The organism is Parasphingorhabdus sp. (assembly GCF_036963805.1).
Classification (GTDB): domain Bacteria; phylum Pseudomonadota; class Alphaproteobacteria; order Sphingomonadales; family Sphingomonadaceae; genus Parasphingorhabdus.
Genome location: NZ_JBALUN010000002.1, coordinates 623300 through 643732 on the forward strand (window position 1 = coordinate 623300; position 20433 = coordinate 643732).

Genomic DNA, 20433 nt, shown 5'->3' on the forward strand with positions numbered 1-20433 from the left:
GAACCCTTTCGATGAATAGGCGGATATTAATTCAATATGGTGATAAATGCGAGCGTTAAAAGAGTGACTTTTAGGTGAGTTGCAAGAAAGGACTGGAAATATAGCTGCGGGCACCTTAGTTTATGATTTGTAAAATCACCGGAGAAAAGCATGTTTCGGGAACTGGGTGAATATTTGGATTCCATAAAGGCGCGTGACCCCGCCCCTCGCTCCCGCTGGGAGGTATTATTATATCCGGGGGTCTTGGCGCTTGGCCTGCACCGTTTGGCGCATTGGCTTTTCAAGGGGGAACTGTATTTTTTCGCGCGGTTTGTAAACCATTTTTCGCGTCTGTTTACGGCGATTGATATTCATCCCGGTGCCAAAATCGGCCGTCATTTGTTCATCGACCACGGATTTTCGGTTATCGGTGAGACAGCGGAAATCGGCGATAATGTTACCATTTATCAATGTGTAACCTTGGGTGGAACGAACCCTACCGATGGAGTCGGCGGCAAACGGCATCCCACGATTGAGGATGATGCGATTTTGGGTTCCGGCGCTCAGATATTAGGGCCAATCACAGTGGGTAAAAGAGCCCGCATTGGTGCCAATGCCGTTGTGACACAGGATGTTCCCGAAGGGGCGACGATGGTCGGCGTAAGAGCGCGTTCGATTTTGGTTCAAGTCGAGCAATATCAAGAAGAATTCACGCCTTATGGAACGCCGTGCAGCGAGACTTATGATCCATCGACACAGAAGCTGGAAATTTTGCAATGTGAAATGGAACAACTCCAAAAACGCATCGCTGCTTTTGCGAAAGGCCGTGAAAAGACCGATAAACAGGAATCGGAAAGTAAACGAGATAGCGCTTAATGCGGCCTGAAAATAATAACGTTTCATCGTTTCCCAATAGGCGAGATTTTGCCGTTCAAGTAGGATTCGAACGGAAAGAGATGGAACATATTCTCAACCTTTATGGTCGGATGGTCGCAGCCGGCCATTGGCGCGATTATGCCATGGATATGGGCAAGGATGCTGCGATTTTTGCAGCCTTTCGTAGAGCATCGGAAAGACCGCAAATGCGGATTGAGAAGCGCCCGGCTGACCGCAATAAACAGGGCATGTGGACGCTGCACGGCGAGCATGGCCAGATGTTGAAGCGCGGTCATGATCTGACCGGCGTACTCGCCCCAATGGAACGCAGGTTGATGAAGCTCGTGTCAGAATAGCCATTTTCCTTGGTTTAATCGCTTAGCCAAGGCTTCGTAAGAAAACTGCAATAAAAGTGACGTTTTTTCGAAACCTAAACATCATAAAGCCGTCAACATTCACATGAAACTTGTCGGGATGTATCGAAATGAAATTTAGAACTACACTTGTTGCGGGCGCTGCCATCATGGCATTGGTACCTAGTCAAGTTTCCGCCGCACCAATTTCCAATGAAGACGCTGCGGCGCTTTTGGAACGGCTCAATCAGTTAGAGCAGGAAGTTGTGAGTTTGCGTGCGCAGCTTGGAAATGTAGAAACCGTGCAGCAGCAGCAAGGCGAGCAGGTTGCCCAGGTTGAAAAAGTCGCGCAGGCACAAGGTAATACGAGCATCAAATTTAAAGGTGCACCAGAAATTAAAACCGACGATGGTTGGAGCTTTAAACCGCGTGGCCGGATACTCTATGATTTTAACAATCTTTCTTCGGTGCCATCGACAATCAATATTGCGGGTGAAGGCTTTTCGAACGAGGCACGCCGCGTAAGGCTCGGTGTGCAAGGCTCAATTCCTGGCGGATTCGGATATAAGCTTGAAGCCGATCTGTTGGATGGCGTTGAAATAACCGATGCCTATCTCGACTATGAAGCAGGTGGCTTAACGGTGACCCTCGGACAGCATAATAATTTCCAGTCATTGGAAGAACTATCAAGTAGTAACGATACGAGCTTTATCGAGCGCTCGGCCTTTACAGATGCCTTTGGCTTCCAGCGTAAAGTCGGCATATCCGGTGCATATAAAACTGGCGATCTATTGCTGCAAGGCGGCGTATTCACGGATAATATCGATGATCTGAACGAGGGCAATGATAGCATCAACCTTGATAGCCGGGTTGTTTTCGCGCCAAAGCTAGGTAATGCCCAGCTACATCTTGGCGGTTCTGTTCATTGGACCAATCTTGGCGATACCATCCCCAGCTTGCGTTTTCGCCAGCGGCCTTTGATCCACAGTGTTGATACGCGGTTCATTGATACCGGTAATATGACGGCGGATGAGCAATTAACTTATGGTCTGGAAGCGGCTGTTATTTCGGGCCGGTTCCATGCGGCCGCCGAAAGCCATTGGGCAAAGGTAAGCCGACCGGGGTTGGTAAATCCGACATTTTTCGGTGGATCAGTTGAAGCGGGAATGTTCCTGACCGACGATACACGCGAATATAAAGGCGGTATGTTCAAAGGGATAAAGGTAAAAAATCCCGTCGGTTCCGGCGGTTCCGGTGCGTGGCAGGTGAATATACGCTATGACCGGCTTGACCTGACAGACGCTGGCATAATTGGCGGCACGCAGGATGGTTATATGGCGTCGCTAATTTGGACGCCGGTGGATTATGTCCGCTTCCTCGTGAACTACGGCCATCTGTCTTACGGAAATGCGCTAGGCATTGTTACCGGTGCGCCTGATGATTATTCGGTCGATGTTATCGGAGCGCGGGCGCAAATCGTTTTCTAGTTTTGGGCGATCAGGTATAAATAAAAAGGCCGGTTTTATCCGGCCTTTTTTATGTCAGTAATAAATAGGAACCTTGGGTTAAGCTGCTTCCGTATCCAGAGCATAGCCGGCAGATCGTACCGTCCGGATGATATCCGGGCGCTCGTTCGCGTTTAAGGCTTTGCGGAGACGTCGGATATGCACATCAACGGTCCGCAACTCGATATCGCTATCCTGTCCCCATACACTGTCGAGCAAACGCTCGCGGGAAAAAACCCAGTTGGGATGTTCCAGAAAATGGCGTAAAAGACGGAATTCGGTCGGACCTAGCAATATCGTATCGCCATCGCGCTTGACCTTGTGACCAACGGTGTCCATTTCCAGATCACCAAAAGCCAGTTTTTCACCAGCCAGGGCAGGACGTACCCTTCGCAGAACAGCTTTGACGCGAGCAATTAACTCGCGCGGGCTGAATGGCTTGGTGATATAATCATCGGCACCGGTTTCGAGACCGCGAATTTTATCTTCTTCCTCTCCGCGCGCCGTCAGCATGATGATCGGAATATTGGCGGTTTCGGGAGAGCGGCGTAGCCGACGACATACTTCGATACCCGACAGGTTTTCGATCATCCAATCGAGCAGAATGACATCGGGGCGGTTTTCTTTGACGAGCAGCAAAGCCTCTTCGCCATCCGCCGTATGAATGACATCATATTCTTCTTTTTTGAAGTTCCATGACAAAAGCTCAGCAAGTGCTGCGTCATCTTCCACTAACAGTAATTTAGCGTTGGACATGTTTCTATCTTCCGTTTGTCGGTTCTTCCAACAGGTCTGTTGGGTTGTCGCCGCGATCGCGTTCCGGCATCGGCTCGCCCTTTGCGGCAAAATAAACCATTTCAGCAACATTCGTCGCGTGATCGCCAATGCGTTCCAGATTTTTCGCGATGAACAAGAGATGGGCAGCTTCGCCAATATCTTTGGGATTTTCGATCATATAAGTGATCACAGCCCGGAAAATGCTGGTGTAGAAATCATCAACAATCTGATCCCGTTCACTGACTTCCAGTGCCAGATCAGCATCGCGCCGTGCAAACGCCTCCAGAGCATCGCGTACCAATTGTGAAGCAATGTTTGACATGGATGGCAGCAATGAAGCCGGACCCAATTTATGCGTGCTGGCGATGACCGGGACGCGTTTTGCGATATTCTTGGCATAATCGCCAATTCGTTCGACAACGCCCGATATTTTGAATGTCGCAATTAATTCGCGCAAATCATCTGCCATCGGGGCCCGCAATGCGATGGTCTGAAACGTCAGGTCATCAATGCGTTTTTCGAGATCATCGATAAGCTTATCTTCTGCGACAACTTCTGCTGCCAGTACCAGATCATGCTTTTCGAGCGCGCGCATGGCTTTCGCGATCGCTTGTTCGCTGCGACCGCCAATTTCCGCAACCATTCCGCGCAGTTCGTTAATATCAGAGTCAAAGGCTTTGACGGTATGTTCTGTGCCGGTATTTGCCATTTTTCGGGTTCCTTCCCTTTGCAATCCGCTTAGCCGTAGCGTCCGGTAATATAATCCCGTGTTTTTTCCTGGGTCGGATTGGTAAATATGTCGGATGTTACGCCATATTCAACCAGCGTCCCCAAATGGAAAAAGGCGGTGCGTTGCGAGACACGGGCCGCCTGTTGCATATTATGTGTTACGATAACGATAGCATATTTCCCGCGAAGTTCGTGAATAAGCTCTTCTATCTTTGCTGTCGCAATAGGGTCAAGCGCAGAACAAGGTTCATCCATCAAGATTACTTCGGGATCAACGGCAATGGCGCGGGCGATACAAAGCCGTTGCTGTTGGCCGCCAGATAAAGCGGTTCCGCTATCATGCAACCGATCTTGCACTTCACCCCAAAGCCCAGCCCGCTGAAGCGATGTTTCGACAATATTATCAAGCTCGTCTTTGCCAGTCGCCAGCCCGTGGATGCGGGGACCATAAGCAATATTGTCATAAATTGATTTGGGGAACGGATTGGGCTTTTGAAAAACCATTCCCACGCGGGCGCGAAGCTGCACAACGTCCATTTGCGGCGCGTAAATATCTTCGCCTTCCAATGTGATATCACCCGTTACCCGGGCAATGGGGATCGTGTCATTCATGCGGTTCAAACAGCGCAGAAAGGTTGATTTTCCGCAGCCCGAAGGACCAATAAATGCAGTAACATTATCCATTGTGACGTCGATGGATACGTCGCTAATAGCCTGTTTCTCGCCATAGAAAACATTCACATTACGCGTACTCATTTTCAACGGTCCGTCGCCGGGAGAAATGGCGGGGGCTGTGGATATTGTCATATTGGGACTTTCACTCGAACGGGTACTGTCGATAACTTCTGTCATATCATCATCTACCAACGGGTTTCAAAGCGATTGCGCAAGTAAATCGCTAGCGCATTCATTGTAAGAAGAAATAGGAGCAACACAATAATTGCGGCGGAGGTTTTTTCTACAAAACCGCGATTAACCTCATCGGACCACAAGAAAATTTGCACCGGAAGTACGGTAGCGGGCTCCGCAATGCCGCTCGGCGGCGTCGCGATAAAGGCGCGCATGCCGATCATGAGCAGCGGAGCGGTTTCGCCCAAAGCGCGGGCCATACCGATAATTGTACCCGTCAGGATACCGGGCAGGGCCAGCGGTAGGACATGATGGAAGACAACCTGCATCTGGCTTGCACCAATGCCCAGTGCGGCCTCACGGATGGATGGCGGTACAGCTTTAACAGCATTACGCCCGGAAATTACGATCACTGGCATAGTCATAAGCGCCAGCGTGAGACCGCCGACCAGAGCGGCGGATCGAGGCATTCCGAAGAGATTGAGAAATACCGCTAGGCCCAGCAAACCAAAGATAATCGATGGGACAGCGGCAAGGTTATTGATCGAAACTTCGATCAAATCGGTCAGGCGATTGGTCGGCGCATATTCTTCCAGATAGAGCGCGGAAAGCACACCAATAGGAAAGGCGATGATCAAGGTGATGAACATGGTAATCAGCGAACCTTTCAGCGCTCCCCATATTCCGACCTGCATGGGATCCGTTGCATCCGAATTATATAGGAAATTCCAGTTGAACGCGGTGCTCAATTGGTCACCAAGCTCGGCAACTTTCTTTTCTGCTTCTGCTGTGCCGTCACCTTTATAGGCTACATCAATTTCCGAATTCGCAGGCATGTAGATTATAGTCTTTGTTTCGACTATTTTGGGGTTTGCCAAAATAGCGGCACTCACACCTTGCCATGCGCCTGAGGAGAACAGTTCACGGCCATCCTCTCCATATTGGATTTCGACACTTGTATTCACAATGTCCTTCACGCCCAATGTCCGAAGATTTGCTTGGCCATTGACGCCTTCAAACTGACTGGCGGAGGCCCCCCCTGTCATTGCAGGAAAATCAATGTCCACCGGCAGTTCGGTCTGCGTGAATCCGCGAAAACCATTGCCGACCATGACGATCAACAAGAAAGCCAGAAAACCTGCCGACAATATAATGGCGCCCAGACCTAAATATTTAAAGCGTCGCTCAGAGGCATAGCGTCTGCGGATGCGCTTTTGCATCACGTCACCCTGCCAATCGGTTGGATTGCGGTCTTTTTCAATGGCGGTGGTGCTATTCATAAGCTTCCCGATATTTTTTGACGACCCTGAGGGCGATGAGATTGAGCAGCAGGGTTACGATGAACAGAACTAAACCAAGTGCGAAGGCCGCGAGTGTTTTCGGACTGTCAAATTCCTGATCGCCGGTCAGCAACTGGACGATCTGGGTGGTAACTGTGGTGACACTGGAAAACGGATTGGCTGTCATATTTGCGGCCAAACCGGCAGCCATGACAACGATCATTGTTTCGCCGATTGCGCGGCTGACGGCCAGCAATACGCCGCCAACAACACCGGGGAGAGCTGCAGGGATTAAAACCTTTTTGATGGTCTCGCTTTTGGTTGCCCCCATAGCCAGAGATCCATCGCGCATTGCGCTAGGCACGGCGGCGATACTGTCATCGGCCATAGAAGAAACGAAAGGAATAATCATGATTCCCATGACCACACCGGCGGCCAACGCAGATTCCGAAGATGCACCGGAAAGGCCGATCGACACTGCAAAGTCGCGTAATGCAGGAGCAACGGTCAACGCTGCAAAATACCCATAAACAACAGTTGGAACGCCTGCGAGTACCTCTAATATCGGTTTCATCCATGCACGGAATTTCGGTGCGGCATATTGGGTCAGATAGATGGCGCTCATCAATCCCAGCGGGATGGCGACGATCATGGCGATGATCGCACCGATAAACACGGTGCCCCAAAACAGCGGAATAGCACCAAAACCGGTCTCTCCGCGTGGTCCGGCAACGGCTTTTGGATTCCATTCGGTTCCGAATAAAAAGTCTATCGGAGATACCATCGAAAAGAAACGCGCTGATTCAAAGATCAACGATGCAAATATACCGACAGTGGTAATGGTCGCGATGAGCGACGCCAGCAGTAGTGCCATCATGGTAATGCGCTCGATTTTTGTCCGCGCGCGAAGTTCCGGTTTTAGCTTCAACCACGCGAAAGCACCGCAGGAAAACACTAGCAGCAAAGCCGTAATCATTCCCAGCATGCGATAATAGGATAGCGCAGCTCTATAAGGTTCAACCATTGACTGGGAGAGGGGGTTAAACGCACGGACTTGATGCCCCGATGCAATAGAACGGGCTTCGGCAAGAATAGCACCGCGCGCAAATGGATCTGCGGGCAACTGCTCTGCGGCCGGGCTGACCAATGCCGCATCGGTAATCAGGGCCGGACTAACCGCACTCCAGATCAAAAGAAATAAAAGGGCAGGGCCAATTGCCCATAAGGCAACATACCAACCATGATAATTGGGAAGCGAATGAACACCGCCCTTTTTTGTGTTGCTCTTAACAAAACGGGTTGCTTTTACGCGGCCGAAAAACCACGCAATTGCCCCCAGAAAGAAGATCAGTAAGAAGAGGATGGAGTTTGTCACGGTAAAATAACTGATCCTAGATTAGAATAATAAATTAGCGGGAAGGAGGGGCTACGCATTAGCGCGGCCCCCCTTTCATTCCGATAGGTCGTTATTTCAGTTCCGTACCCTTTAGGGTCGGCAAATCTTTCGCAGTTGCTTCCATTTTTGTCCGAATATCGTCAGGCGATGCGATTAGTCCCGCCTTCACCAGATATCCGTCTTTTCCGCCAGCTTTTACGAAGGCAGCCAAATATTCTTGTAGGCCCGGAATGACACCAACATGCTGTTTCTTTGCATAGATATAAAGTGGTCGCGCACCGGGATATTCACCGGATGCAATCGCATCATAAGCAGGTTGAATGCCGGAAATGCTGATACCACGAACAGAATCGGTATTTTCTTCTAGGAAACTATATCCAAAAATTCCGACGCTGTTTGGGTTGGCCTTGAGCTTCTGGACGATCAGATTGTCATTCTCGCCCGCATCAATATAAGCACCATCCGCACGAACATCGTGACAAATAGCGTTATATTCGTCTTCATTGCTGTCTTTTAATGCCTTGGTGGTGGCGTCTGTTTTACAGCCCACTTCCATAATAAGTTCGGTCAGCGCATCGCGTGTGCCTGATGTTGATGGAGGACCATAAACGCTAATCGCAATTTTAGGGAGCGATGGATCAATATCGGACCAGTTTTTCGCTTCATTCTTTTTACCAAATGGGCGTTCTGCAATGGCTTTGTATATTTGCGTTGGAGTTAATTTAATTGCCGGACCTTCATTAGCCTGAGCAACTGCAATTCCATCAATGCCAACCTGAATTTCAACAATGTCGGTGACACCGTTTTCTTTACACATATCAAATTCGCTGGCCTTCATCCGCCGCGATGCATTTGCAACATCGGGTGTGCTTGCGCCAACGCCTGCACAGAATAATTTCATTCCGCCGCCGGTACCGGTCGATTCTAAAATCGGTGATGTATTCGCGCCGCCTGCGCTAAACTGTTCGGATACCGCTTTGGCAAAGGGGAATACGGTCGAAGAACCGACGATCCGAATTTCGCTGCGCGTTCCGCCTTGTCCGCCGGAAGCCTCATCTTGACAAGCCGCCAAGGCAAGTGTGGTTACCGCCAAAAGAGCGATTTTCTTAAACATTATATAGTCCCCGTTTTCTGTGGAGTGTTAAAATCTTGGTCAAGAATCGAGTTTGATCTTCGACCGCTTGAACAGGGGTTTAAAGTTCAGCAGCGTCCTAACGATTACATTTTTATGACAGATATATGACATTGAGCATGCCGCGTTGGCCATGTCGAGAGTTATCACTCTACATCTTTATGACGGGTAAGAAGATCGCCACCGTCGTGCCAACGCCCAGCGCGCTCGTCACTTCCATCCTGCCGCCGTGGCGCTCTGTAATATGTTTGACAATCGCAAGGCCCAGACCGGTGCCGCCGATGGACTTACTGCGTCCCTTGTCGACGCGGTAAAATCGTTCGGTCAGCCGGGGGATATGGTCTGCGGCTATTCCATCGCCTTGATCGGTGACAGATAAGCGCAGCATCGCGCCGTTCCGATTGGGTTTGATCGTGATCGTAATGGGTGCACCGCGGCGTCCATATTTATAGGCGTTGCTCACCAAATTATGAAGCAGCTGGGACAACTGCGCATAATCGCCATGGATGGACGGCAAATCATCGGGAATCGAAATTATAATATTATCGTCTTTTTTGACGCGTCCGTGAAGAAAATCAGCCTTCACATCCGCGACTAATTTGGCGAGATCGACCGGTTCGGAGGGCAATTGGAATTTTTCCGCTTCGATGCGGGACAATGACATTAAGTCTTCGATCAAACGCTGCATGCGATCAGCTTCCTGATACATGATCTGCAAAAACCTCGTGCGCGTTTTCTCGTCTTTACCCGCTTCTGGGTTTTCTAGAGTCTCGATAAATCCCTTGATCGCAGCGAGCGGCGTTCGGAGTTCATGGCTGGCATTGGCGACGAAATCGGTGCGCATACGTTCCGCTGCATAGCGGCTGCTTTGGTCCGACAGCTGAACCAGCTTTAATCCGTCATCAAGCGCATGGATGCGCAATTCCCAACGTTGCTCCGCGCTACCTACGCCGACCAGTAAAATGGGTTCCCCGGTATGTTCGGCATTAGGATTAGCAAGCCGATCTGCGGCAGCGGGATGGCGGATGGCGACGCGTACATCCTCACCGATAATATGATTGCCGAGAAAATTTTTCGCTGATGGGTTTGCTGCCGCGACTTTTGCATTGCGAATAAGCAGAATCGGGTCGGTAATCGGGTCTATGACATCTTGGTAGGCCTCGGATCGGCCTTGATATAATATTCGTTTCCGTTGGCGTTCCAATGCGCTGAAATCTGGCTGTTGGGGGGGATGCTCTTCCAATGCAATAATCGCGAGTGCGATGATGCCAAAAACCGACGTGATGATGATTTTCATCATGAGTTCGGAGGTTTGCGTAGCAAGAACCGACCCTCCGACAATGAGGAGGATCGCAAAAATCAGGCGAAATGGAGAAATTGTGTTCATGTTTGCTGTCGCGATAATATCCGGTAGCCTTGTTTTGGCGGGTTTGCACATAAACAGCAATGACTATGTCGAATTTGCAGTGGCTCGCTTACCCGTTGATGTTTGTTTTTGATCGGAACTGTTAAGTATCACGGCCAATTTGTCCCGTTTATGGACGACCCTTTTCTTGCATGACTGTTTACTCGCATTTAATCACTTTCCCCTTTAAGGGCGATATTCAGAGGAAATTTACGCGATGACGGACAGCCTAACCCCGAATGACCAGCCTTCAGAATCCGCAAGTGATTCCGATAATGCAGCCATTGTAACCCGTCGTCGCGCCTTGATGATGGGTGCGGTAACAGCTTCGGCGGTGATCAGTATCAAGCCAGCTTTGGCACAGACTGCCGGTTCCGTGTTAAACTGCGAAATTCCGGTGCCGGGCAATCACGCCGCTGGTGGTTATATTGGCGCAGATGGCAAAATCGTATCACCAGACACACCGGGCGCATTCCCGCCCGCAGGTCGTAATTTCACTGGCGAAGAAGTGAAACGGGCGATGAATGGCCGGTCCTTGCCGGGTACATCCTATGACCAGTCCAAAGCCTATGTGAATTATATTCGCCGGCTGCAATCCGGCCAAAGCGGTTTTACCTGCTACGCTTCCCTGCAAATGCCGCGATAGCAAATGTCGCGGATTTTTGGCTTCAAAGCCAAGGCTTATTAACATATTCATGTTACCAGTCGGGCTCGTTTTATATGCCCTGCCGTAACCAATGGCCGTGATCAGGAATAGTGTAACCGCCAATGAGCCAGCTTTATCGCGCCACAGCACCTGATGGGCTGATCCAGCATCCATTGGACAGTATGACCCTGATTTTCCAGAAATCATCGGGGATTACCCATATGGTCACCGATCCGGTGCCTGCGATATTGGAGGTTATGGCCAAGGATGCCGTAACCGTTGACGATATTGCTGGGCGGCTTTCCGCTAGCTATGATTTAGCGGGTGGCGACGATGTTAAAGATATCGTGGCGGCTCGGCTGATGGAGCTTTCCTCGCTCGGTCTGGTCGAACGGGTTTAGAGTAGGTGGCGGGGCTTCATCATCTTTATCTGACTGTCGGCCCCGCTCGTTTTCGGGTGGCGTCCACATGGCGGCAACCTTTAGACCAGCTGGCGGCGCTTTATAAGGATTATCCCACATCGCATGACGGTCATGCCGATTTTACTGTCCGGCTAGAGCCTGAGAAGCCATGGCGACGCTATATCCGCCCGTCGGTGCACATATCAGGCGATTATTGGCTGCCCGATGCCGCGCCTTTGCCTCTGAGCCAGAGCCTGTTGGCGGCGGAGATGGGAATGAATTTGCAAATGGCGCTCGGGTGGCGGCGGCATTTGTTGCTGCATGCCAGCAGTGTTGAAAAAGACGGGAAAGCGTTGTTGATGACCGGCCTGTCCGGTTCCGGAAAATCGACGCTGTCGGCGATGCTCGCCGAAAAAGGCTGGCGGTTCATGGGTGATGAATTTGCCTTGCTGAATCCGGACACCGGCATGGTGCACAGCTTCCCGCGCCTGATCAGTTTGAAAAATCAAGCTATTGCCGCAATGCAGGCGCTATTGCCGGAAAACCGGTTCGGACCATTGATGGTAGACACACCAAAAGGGGATATCCGCCATGTCATTCCGCCGCTGGATGCGGTGAAAAGGATGGGGGACACCGCCAAACCTGCCTTGCTTCTGTTTCCACGCTTTGGATATGATCCGGTCCTACGGGATATGGGGAAGAGCGAGGTTTTTGTACGCCTGACCCAGGCATCGACAAACTATGTGGCCTTAGGCGAAACCGGATTTCGCGCACTGACCAGTTTTGTTGATACAGTTCCTGTCAAAGCGATGGACTATCAATCGGGCGATCAGGCAGAAGAGTTTATCGATAGCCTCTGGAGCCAGATTCTATGATGCGCAACGGTCGGCCCTTGGTAGATGCTTTGCGGGATCCGGAGACAGTTCTCCAGCTTGATAGTGCAGGATGGACGGAGCTGTTCAGCATCGCTCGGGCAGAGTCGCTTATTGGTTCATTGGCACACCGTTTGGCGGATGTTGCGGTACCTGATGCAGTTAAACCTGTTCTGAAGGATGCGATTCAAGCAACTGATCTTGCTCGATTACAAGCATTATGGGAGGCCGATTGCGCGCGTAGGGCGCTCGTACCGTTACACTGTAAAGTGCTGCTAATGAAAGGCACGGCCTATGTCGCCGCCGATCTTGATGCGGGAATTGGCCGCAGCATCGGCGATCTCGACATCATGGTTGCGCGTGACCAGTTGCCTGCAGTTGAAGACGTTCTATTGGATGCTGGCTGGGAATGGGTGAAGCCCGACCCTTATGACGATGAATATTACCGCGCGCATATGCATGAATTGCCGCCGCTCATTCACCGCGAGCGCGACCGGATGATTGATGTGCATCATACGACCCTGCCGCTAACAGCCAAACCAACGCCCAATGCCGATGCAATGCTTAATGCGGCGGCACAGCTCGATTCCGGCCTTTATGTGATGGCACCGGCGGATATGCTGCTCCATTCGGTTGCACATCTTTTCGCTGATGGCGATCTGGCCGGCGGGCTTAGGAACCTGTGGGATATTGACCGGCTGGTCCGGCAATTTTCCGAAGCGGATGAAGACTTCTGGACGGAACTGGGGTCGCGCGCCAAATTGCATCAATTGGCGCCGCATCTCGCGCGCGCATTGCGGCTGGCGGTCCGTCTTTATAACACACCCGTTTATAAATATCGCGCTGGCCGGACCAAATTTGCCGATTATCTTTATATCCGCCGTTTGCTGGCGAGAGATGGTTGGGGGCGTCAGACGCGGCCATTTACGCGGCAATCCTTTTATATCCGGTCCCATTGGCTGCGAATGCCGCCGCTCATGCTCGCCCGCCATTTGTGGACGAAATGGCGCAAGGGATAATCGTTATTTTCCCAATTTGACTAATGTCGGGATCAACTCGTCATAATGATCGATAATTGCATCGGCACCCAGATCTTCAACGGGCTGATGCAAAAAGCCAAAGCTTACCGCGACATTGGCGATACCCGCGTTTTGGGCGGCCTTTATGTCGAAAATACTATCACCGATAAATGCAGCGGCGGTTTGATCGACTACGCCGCCGCAGCGCCGGATCATCTCGTCAATCGGGTCACGTTTGGGTTTGCTGTTACCCTTACCCATCGTATCACCGCCAATGACGGTGTTGAAACGGTCGATCATGCTGACATTGGTAAGCAGTTTTACCGCAAGATGCTCAAATTTATTGGTAACCACCGCCAGTTTCACGCCATATTTCTGCAAGACATCCATTGCGCGGATCAAGCCGTCAAATGTAGGGGAATCATATCCCAAATTAGCCTCATAATGTTCGATCAATACTGGAAGCAAGCGCTTGACCAAGTCATTGTCGCTGCCGCCTGATTGTTCCAGCGCCATGTCGAGCATATGCCGCGCGCCCATTCCTACCAGTGATCGAACAGATTGTGCGTCCACTTGTGGCCGTCCCGCACTGTCGAGCGCATGGTTTAGTGATGCAGCCAGTTCGATACTGGTATCCAGCAAGGTGCCATCCAGATCAAAGCCAATGATATCGAAAGAAATTTTTGTCATAGCAGTGCATAGAACCGATCTTGCTGGCATATGCAACCGCATCATGGCATGGGGCGCACATTCAGCGTGTAGAACAGATATTCGGAGTTTTTTGCATGAGTGACCGTCCTTTAGCAGCCATTATTTTAGCCGCCGGACAAGGCACGCGGATGAAATCGGAAAAGCATAAAGTGCTCCATCCGATCGCGGGCAAGCCAATGTTGCATCATTTATTGGATACAGTCGATTCCATCGGCGTTGAGCGGACTGTTGTGGTGGTCGGTGCCCGTCGGGAACAGATTGAAGCGAGCGTTGAAGGGCGGAACGTCGCCATCGCGGTGCAGGAAGACCAGCTTGGCACTGGTCATGCTGTTGCACAGGCGCGTGACGCGCTGAAAGGTTTCGCGGGCGATGTGCTGATCCTTTATGGCGATGTTCCGATGGTGAGCGCAGACACGATGCGGGATATGATCTTCCGGTTGAACAATGGGACCGACCCGCGCGCCGTGGTGTTAGGCTTTCGGCCCGATAATGCGGGCGCTTATGGCCGGATTATCGCAGACGATCAGGGCGAAATTGACAAAATGGTCGAATATAAGGATGCAAGCGATCAAGAACGTGCGGTGACCCTGTGCAATAGCGGCCTGATGGCAGCGCGCTCGACTGATTTATTCATTCTGCTCGATAAAATCAGTAATGATAATGCGGCCGGCGAATATTATCTGCCCGATATCGTAATGCTGCCCGGACAGGCCAGCGCGGTGATCGAAGTGGATGACCCGGCGGAAGTCGCTGGCGTGAACAGCCGCGCCGAACTGGCGGCTGTGGAGGCAGAATGGCAGGCCTGCCGCCGCGACAAAGCGATGGCAGATGGAGTGAGCCTGATTGCTCCAGAAACTGTTTGGTTTTCGTATGATACGGATATTTCTTCAGATGTGGTGATAGAACCTAATGTGGTATTCGGCCCCGGTGTTTCCATCGCATCGGGCGCTATTATTTACGGGCACAGCCATATTGAAGGTGCAACCATTGGACCGAACGCCAATGTCGGCCCGTTTGCGCGGTTGCGCCCCGGTTCGGTGATGGAAGAAGGATCAAAAGTCGGCAATTTCGTCGAGATGAAGAAAACCACACTCGGTAAAGGTGCGAAAGCAAACCACCTGACCTATCTCGGCGACGCTGAAGTGGGCGAGGGCGCGAATATCGGCGCAGGTACGATCACTTGCAATTATGACGGGTTTTTCAAATATAAAACCGTGATCGGGAAAGGCGCGTTTATTGGGTCTAACTCTGCGCTTGTTGCTCCGGTAAATATCGGCGACGGTGCCATTGTGGGGGCGGGGGCAACCTTGACCAAGGATGTCGCAGCAGATGATCTGGCGTTAGTACGCGCCGAGCAGACAAGCAAAACGGGATGGGCGAAGAAGTTTCGTGAGGCGATGACGAAGAAAAAAGCGGGAAAGTGAAGCTTATCCTGATATAAATATAAAAGATTTCCTGGCAGAGATGCTGGCTACCCTGAGAGCTAAATATTTTTAGAAGAAAGCCCGAAAACTATGTGCGGAATTATTGGAATAGTTGGCAAGGAACCTGTCTCGGATCGTCTGGTCGATGGCCTGAAACGCATGGAATATCGCGGCTATGACAGCGCCGGTATTTGCACCGTGCAGGATGGTCAACTGATTCGCCGCCGTGCAGAGGGCAAGCTTGCCAATCTGGTAAACGTGCTGAAAACAGACGACGCGGCTGGCAATATCGGCATTGCGCATACCCGTTGGGCAACGCACGGCGCGCCGACCACCAGTAACGCGCATCCCCATGCCACTGCTGAAGTCGCACTTGTCCACAATGGTATTATCGAGAATTTCAAAAGCCTGCGCGAAGAATTAAGCGCGCGCGGGCGTAAGTTTGAAAGCGAGACCGATACAGAAGTGGTCGCGCATCTGGTGAGTGAACAGGTTGAAAGCGGAAAATCTCCGAAAGAGGCCGTGCAGAATATATTACCGCAATTGCGCGGCGCTTTTGCTCTGGCTATCGCCTTTCGTGCGCAGCCGGATTTGTTAATCGGTGCGCGGCTCGGTTCCCCGCTGGTAGTGGGCTATGGTGATGGGGAGACTTATCTGGGCTCTGACGCGCTTGCGCTGGCACCCTTGACCCAGAAAATTGCTTATCTGGACGAAGGCGACTGGGTTGTCATTACAAGCAAAGGCGCCGTTATTTATGATAAAGATAATATTCCGGTAGAGCGTGAAATCACCATATCCGGTGTGTCTGCAGCTGCGATTGAAAAAGGCAATTATCGCCATTTCATGCAGAAAGAAATTTTCGAGCAACCCACGGTGGTCGCGCAAACCCTGCAAAGCTATATCCGGCCACTGGAACAGCAAGTGGCGTTGCCGCAGATGGATTTTGATCTGCGCGATATCAAACGGATCACCATCGTGGCCTGTGGCACCAGCTATTATGCCGGGATGGTTGCCAAATATTGGTTTGAGACTTTTGCCCGCGTGCCCGTAGATTTGGATTTCGCTTCGGAATTCCGTTATCGTGATCCGGTGTTTGAACCGGGCGGACTGGCGCTGTTCATCTCCCAGTCTGGCGAGACTGCCGATACGTTGGCGGCGCTACGCCACTCCAAAGAAAACGGTCAAAAAATCGCGGTAGTCGTCAATGTTCCGACCAGCAGCATGGCACGCGAAGCCGATCTGTTGTTGCCTACTCACGCCGGTCCGGAAATAGGAGTGGCGTCGACCAAGGCATTTTCCTGTCAATTGGCCGTTTTGGCGGCGCTTGCCGCGCATCTCGCGGTGGTCAAAGGCAAGATGACACGCGACGAAGAACGCGACGTGGTCAAGCATTTGACCGAAGCTCCGGCGGCGTTGAATGCGGCGCTGGCCCATGATGACGATATTGCGGATATGGCGCATTTCATCGCTCCGGCGCGCGATGTGCTCTATCTTGGCCGTGGCCCTGATTATCCGCTGGCGCTGGAAGGTGCGCTCAAGCTGAAAGAAATCAGCTATATTCATGCCGAAGGCTATGCTTCAGGCGAGATGAAACACGGACCGATCGCGTTGATTGACGAAGCCGTACCGGTCATCGTGCTGGCACCATCCGGCCCGCTATTCGAGAAAACTGTATCGAACATGCAGGAAGTCATGGCTCGAGGAGGGAAAGTCTTACTGATCTCTGACGCCGAGGGCATTGCCGAAGCGGGTGAGGGGTGCATGGCTACCATCGAAATGCCAAAGGTCCATCCATTGATCGCGCCGCTGGTATATGCTGTACCTGTGCAATTGCTGGCCTATCATGTAGCAGTGGCCAAGGGCACGGATGTTGACCAGCCCCGCAATCTGGCGAAATCGGTCACCGTGGAGTAATCATGGCTACAAATCCTTCACTCGTCACGGTCGAGACCGCTAACGGAAAGTTTCAGCAGACAGTTCAGGTTGGTAAACATGTCTTCCCTGCTGACGAGCCAGAGTCCTTTGGCGGTACGGACAGTGGTCCGTCACCCTATGACTTGCTGCTCGCCGCGCTGGGCAGTTGCACATCGATGACGATAAAAATGTATGCGGATCGCAAGGGCATCCCTCTTGAAGGCGTCCATATCGAACTGGAGCATAGCCGCGAGCATGTTGAAGATTGCACCAGCTGTAATAATGACGACAACCGGATTGATGTGATTGATCGTTCTATTATATTCCGCGGTGACTTAACGGACGAGCAGCGGAAAAAACTGCTAGAAATTGCCCAAAAATGTCCGGTTCACAAAACGCTTGAGAACCGCATTGATATTCACACATTGGAAGTGCGTGCATGACCGAAATTGCTGGTGGCTGCCATTGCGGCGCTGTTCGTTTTACGGCTATTGCCGAAGCGGAACCGGCGTTGCTTGATTGTAATTGCTCAATATGTGCGCGGACTGGTTTTTTGCATTTGATCGTACCGCACAAGGATTTCACTCTGGTCCAAGGCGGGGATGATCTGACCAGCTATAAATTCGGTAGCAAGCAGGCAGAGCATTTATTTTGTAAAAATTGCGGCGTGAAAAGTTTCTATCAGCCGCGATCCCATCCGAATGGCTGGAGCGTGAATTATAATTGCCTTGATAAAGGGCACGGGTTGAAGCCGGCGATCACTAAATTTGATGGACAAAATTGGGAAGCGGCTAAAGCAAAGCTGGCCTAGCATTTTCACCATGACGAACATAAATAAAAAGGCCCGCTGAATTTCTCTAGCGGGCCTTTTCTCGGTCCATTCAGCCCCTTTTACGCCAGATCAAAACGGTCTGCGTTCATCACTTTGGTCCAAGCGGCAACAAAGTCTGTCACGAACTTCTCTTCATGGCCGTCTTCTGCATAGACTTCAGACAATGCGCGCAGTTGCGAGTTTGACCCGAAGACGAGGTCAGTCCGCGTGCCGGTCCATAGTTGCTCACCGGTCTCGCGATCAGTACCGACAAACTCTTCGTCTGAACTGGTGTCCACGACTTTCCAAGCCGTTTTCATGTCAAGCAGATTGACAAAAAAGTCGTTGGTCAGCTGTTCGGACCGATTCGTTAGCTTGCCGTGCGCGCTGTTGCCGCTATTGGCACCAAGCACCCGCAGTCCGCCGATTAGCACGGTCATTTCCGGCGGGCTGAGCTGCATCAGCGAGGCGCGGTCGAGCATCAGTTCTTCCGTCGGCACCGAATGCTTGGTCGACAGATAGTTACGAAACGCATCGGCCTTGGGCTCCAGCGGATCAAAGCTATCGGCATCGGTCATTGCGTCACTCGCATCTCCGCGACCTCCGGTGAACGGCACTTCAATGGCGAAGCCAGCGTCTTTTGCTGCCTTCTCAACCGCTGCGGTTCCACCAAGCACGATCATGTCAGCCATAGAAATAGTCCGGCCGCCTTTGATCTCTTCCAGTTTGGAAAGGACTTTGGAAAGCTCGTCCGGGTCATTGACCGCCCAGTCTTTTTGCGGGGCTAGACGCACACGTGCGCCATTGGCACCGCCGCGATGGTCGGATGCGCGATAGGTCGAGGCAGACGCCCAAGCCGCCTTTACCAGTTCGCCAACGGTTAGGCCGCTACCAAGGATGCTGGCCTTAAGTTCCGCGACGTCGCTGGCGCTAGGCATGGTACCGGCGGGAGCCGGATCCTGCCAGATCAAATCCTCTTGCGGTACTTCTGGACCAAGATAGCGGACCTTTGGTCCCATATCGCGGTGGCACAATTTGAACCACGCACGAGCAAAGGCATCCGCAAACGCAGCCGGATTGTCACGAAAATGTTCCGAAATTTTGCGATATGCGGGATCGACCTTCATCGCCATGTCAGCAGTCGTCATCATCGTCGGAACTTTCCGCGATGGATCATCAGCCGCAGGTGCCATATCCTCTGGCTTTTGATCAATGGGCTGCCATTGTTGGGCACCCGCAGGACTTTTTACCAGTTCATATTCGTAATCGAGTAGCATGTGGAAATAGTTCATCGTCCATTGGATGGGCGTCGGGGTCCATGCGCCCTCCAGCCCTGAAGTAATAGCGTGACCGCCGCTGCCGCTTTCATATTTGCTGTTCCAGCCGAAGCCTTGCGCCGCAATATCTTCGCCCTCGGGGTCAGGACCGAGTAGCGCAGCATCACCAGCACCATGACATTTGCCAAAAGTATGGCCGCCGGCAGTGAGTGCGACGGTTTCCTCATCATTCATGGCCATACGATCAAAAGTTTCGCGAATATCGCGGGCCGACAGTGCCGGATCAGGATTGCCGCCCGGTCCTTCTGGATTGACGTAGATCAGGCCCATCTGAATTGCCGCGAGCGGGTTTTCTAGGACTTTGTCTTCTGCAATCCGGGTTTCTGCACCGGTATTGACCCATTTATCTTCTGTGCCCCAATAAATATCTCGTTGCGGCTCATAGCTGTCATTGCGTCCGCCGCCGAAGCCAAAGATTGGCCCGCCCATGGATTCAATTGCGACGTTACCAGTCAGGATGATAAGGTCAGCCCAGCTAATTTTTTCGCCATATTTCTTTTTTACGGGCCAAAGCAAGCGGCGTGCCTTGTCGAGGTTGGCGTTATCGGGCCAGCTATTGAGCGGGGCGAAACGTTGTTGCCCTTCACCGGCACCGCCGCGCCCGTCTGCCGTGCGATAGGTTCCTGCCGCATGCCAAGCCATCCGGATGAAAAACGGGCCGTAATGACCATAATCGGCGGGCCACCAAGGCTGGCTATCGGTCATAAGCGCGTGAAGGTCTTTCTTCAGGGCTTGATAATCAATTGATTGAAAGGCCTCGGCATAATTAAAATCAGCAGCCATGGGGCTGGGGGAAACGCCGCTTTGGGTCAGGATGTCGAGTTGAAGCTGGTTGGGCCACCAATCGCGATTCTGTCGGCCGAGAAGTCCGCGTACGCCGCCATCAAAGCCCATTGGGCAACCGTCGGGTTTCATATCCATTGGAATATCTCCTTTTTCTGGTGCTACTCTCTAGGTTTGAGCACCTTTGATCTTTGTACCGCAAATCCTATAGTGGGATAAACGAATTAAGGCGGT

At 51.7% G+C, this 20433-nt stretch carries 20 protein-coding genes; 11 read left to right on the plus strand and 9 right to left on the minus strand.

What is annotated here, in order from left to right:
- Nucleotides 1-150 precede the first annotated feature (150 nt).
- From epsC to V7676_RS09680, 3 genes are all read left to right on the plus strand, one after another.
- Nucleotides 151-855 (plus strand): serine O-acetyltransferase EpsC, encoded by a 705-nt coding sequence (gene epsC, locus V7676_RS09670; protein WP_335659476.1) that lies wholly within the window; start codon nucleotides 151-153, stop codon nucleotides 853-855.
- Nucleotides 855-1211: a DUF2794 domain-containing protein gene (locus tag V7676_RS09675; protein ID WP_335659477.1), complete on the plus strand. Its 357-nt coding sequence runs from the start codon at nucleotides 855-857 to the stop codon at nucleotides 1209-1211. Before epsC ends, V7676_RS09675 begins: the two co-directional genes overlap by 1 nt.
- A 128-nt stretch (nucleotides 1212-1339) precedes the next feature.
- Nucleotides 1340-2695, plus strand: coding sequence for an OprO/OprP family phosphate-selective porin (locus tag V7676_RS09680; protein WP_335659478.1), 1356 nt, complete (start codon nucleotides 1340-1342; stop codon nucleotides 2693-2695).
- 78 nt (nucleotides 2696-2773) lie between these two features.
- Here the strand turns inward: V7676_RS09680 and phoB are convergent, their stop codons facing one another.
- From phoB to V7676_RS09715, 7 genes are all read right to left on the minus strand, one after another.
- On the minus strand, nucleotides 2774-3469 hold the full coding sequence (gene phoB / locus V7676_RS09685; RefSeq protein ID WP_335659479.1) for a phosphate regulon transcriptional regulator PhoB: 696 nt from the start codon (nucleotides 3467-3469) through the stop codon (nucleotides 2774-2776).
- A gap of 4 nt (nucleotides 3470-3473) precedes the next feature.
- The gene (gene phoU, locus V7676_RS09690; RefSeq protein ID WP_335659480.1) at nucleotides 3474-4199 is read right to left on the minus strand and encodes a phosphate signaling complex protein PhoU; all 726 of its coding nucleotides are present in this window, start codon (nucleotides 4197-4199) and stop codon (nucleotides 3474-3476) included.
- A gap of 29 nt (nucleotides 4200-4228) precedes the next feature.
- Nucleotides 4229-5026 (minus strand): phosphate ABC transporter ATP-binding protein PstB, encoded by a 798-nt coding sequence (gene pstB / locus V7676_RS09695; RefSeq protein WP_335659562.1) that lies wholly within the window; start codon nucleotides 5024-5026, stop codon nucleotides 4229-4231.
- A gap of 53 nt (nucleotides 5027-5079) precedes the next feature.
- Nucleotides 5080-6348, minus strand: coding sequence for a phosphate ABC transporter permease PstA (gene pstA / locus V7676_RS09700; RefSeq protein ID WP_335659481.1), 1269 nt, complete (start codon nucleotides 6346-6348; stop codon nucleotides 5080-5082).
- Nucleotides 6341-7723, minus strand: coding sequence for a phosphate ABC transporter permease subunit PstC (pstC, locus tag V7676_RS09705; protein WP_335659482.1), 1383 nt, complete (start codon nucleotides 7721-7723; stop codon nucleotides 6341-6343). Before pstC ends, pstA begins: the two co-directional genes overlap by 8 nt.
- 91 nt (nucleotides 7724-7814) lie before the next feature.
- On the minus strand, nucleotides 7815-8858 hold the full coding sequence (locus V7676_RS09710) for a substrate-binding domain-containing protein (RefSeq protein ID WP_335659483.1): 1044 nt from the start codon (nucleotides 8856-8858) through the stop codon (nucleotides 7815-7817).
- A gap of 169 nt (nucleotides 8859-9027) precedes the next feature.
- Nucleotides 9028-10263 (minus strand): sensor histidine kinase, encoded by a 1236-nt coding sequence (locus V7676_RS09715; RefSeq protein WP_335659484.1) that lies wholly within the window; start codon nucleotides 10261-10263, stop codon nucleotides 9028-9030.
- A gap of 235 nt (nucleotides 10264-10498) precedes the next feature.
- On the opposite strand from V7676_RS09715, the gene V7676_RS09720 reads away from it, so the two are divergent.
- The 4 genes from V7676_RS09720 to V7676_RS09735 all read left to right on the plus strand — a co-directional run bounded on the left by V7676_RS09720 (nucleotide 10499) and on the right by V7676_RS09735 (nucleotide 13219).
- Nucleotides 10499-10927, plus strand: coding sequence for a hypothetical protein (locus V7676_RS09720; protein WP_335659485.1), 429 nt, complete (start codon nucleotides 10499-10501; stop codon nucleotides 10925-10927).
- A 122-nt stretch (nucleotides 10928-11049) separates the two neighbouring features.
- Nucleotides 11050-11328: an HPr-rel-A system PqqD family peptide chaperone gene (locus V7676_RS09725; RefSeq protein ID WP_335659486.1), complete on the plus strand. Its 279-nt coding sequence runs from the start codon at nucleotides 11050-11052 to the stop codon at nucleotides 11326-11328.
- Nucleotides 11329-11333: 5 nt separating this feature from the next.
- Nucleotides 11334-12203 carry an HprK-related kinase A gene (locus V7676_RS09730; protein ID WP_335659487.1) on the plus strand — a complete coding sequence of 290 codons (870 nt, stop codon included), beginning with the start codon at nucleotides 11334-11336 and terminating at the stop codon, nucleotides 12201-12203.
- Nucleotides 12203-13219, plus strand: coding sequence for a nucleotidyltransferase domain-containing protein (locus V7676_RS09735; RefSeq protein WP_335659563.1), 1017 nt, complete (start codon nucleotides 12203-12205; stop codon nucleotides 13217-13219). Before V7676_RS09730 ends, V7676_RS09735 begins: the two co-directional genes overlap by 1 nt.
- A gap of 3 nt (nucleotides 13220-13222) precedes the next feature.
- Here V7676_RS09735 and V7676_RS09740 read toward each other — a convergent pair whose 3' ends face one another.
- Entirely contained in the window at nucleotides 13223-13909 is a 687-nt protein-coding gene (locus tag V7676_RS09740; protein ID WP_335659488.1) for an HAD hydrolase-like protein, read from the minus strand.
- A gap of 95 nt (nucleotides 13910-14004) precedes the next feature.
- Between V7676_RS09740 and glmU the strand changes: the two genes are divergently transcribed.
- The 4 genes from glmU (at nucleotide 14005) to V7676_RS09760 (ending at nucleotide 18079) form a co-directional block, all read left to right on the plus strand.
- Complete coding sequence (glmU, locus tag V7676_RS09745) at nucleotides 14005-15354, plus strand: bifunctional UDP-N-acetylglucosamine diphosphorylase/glucosamine-1-phosphate N-acetyltransferase GlmU (protein ID WP_335659489.1); 1350 nt, start codon at nucleotides 14005-14007, stop codon at nucleotides 15352-15354.
- 90 nt (nucleotides 15355-15444) lie between these two features.
- Nucleotides 15445-17268 (plus strand): glutamine--fructose-6-phosphate transaminase (isomerizing), encoded by a 1824-nt coding sequence (glmS, locus tag V7676_RS09750; RefSeq protein ID WP_335659490.1) that lies wholly within the window; start codon nucleotides 15445-15447, stop codon nucleotides 17266-17268.
- Between the two features lie 2 nt (nucleotides 17269-17270).
- Complete coding sequence (locus V7676_RS09755; RefSeq protein WP_335659491.1) at nucleotides 17271-17711, plus strand: OsmC family protein; 441 nt, start codon at nucleotides 17271-17273, stop codon at nucleotides 17709-17711.
- A complete protein-coding gene (locus tag V7676_RS09760) occupies nucleotides 17708-18079 on the plus strand; it encodes a GFA family protein (protein ID WP_335659492.1) in 372 nt (123 codons plus the stop codon). Before V7676_RS09755 ends, V7676_RS09760 begins: the two co-directional genes overlap by 4 nt.
- Nucleotides 18080-18159: 80 nt before the next feature.
- Here the strand turns inward: V7676_RS09760 and katG are convergent, their stop codons facing one another.
- Nucleotides 18160-20337 (minus strand): catalase/peroxidase HPI, encoded by a 2178-nt coding sequence (gene katG, locus V7676_RS09765; RefSeq protein WP_335659493.1) that lies wholly within the window; start codon nucleotides 20335-20337, stop codon nucleotides 18160-18162.
- Between the last annotated feature and the right edge of the window lie 96 nt (nucleotides 20338-20433).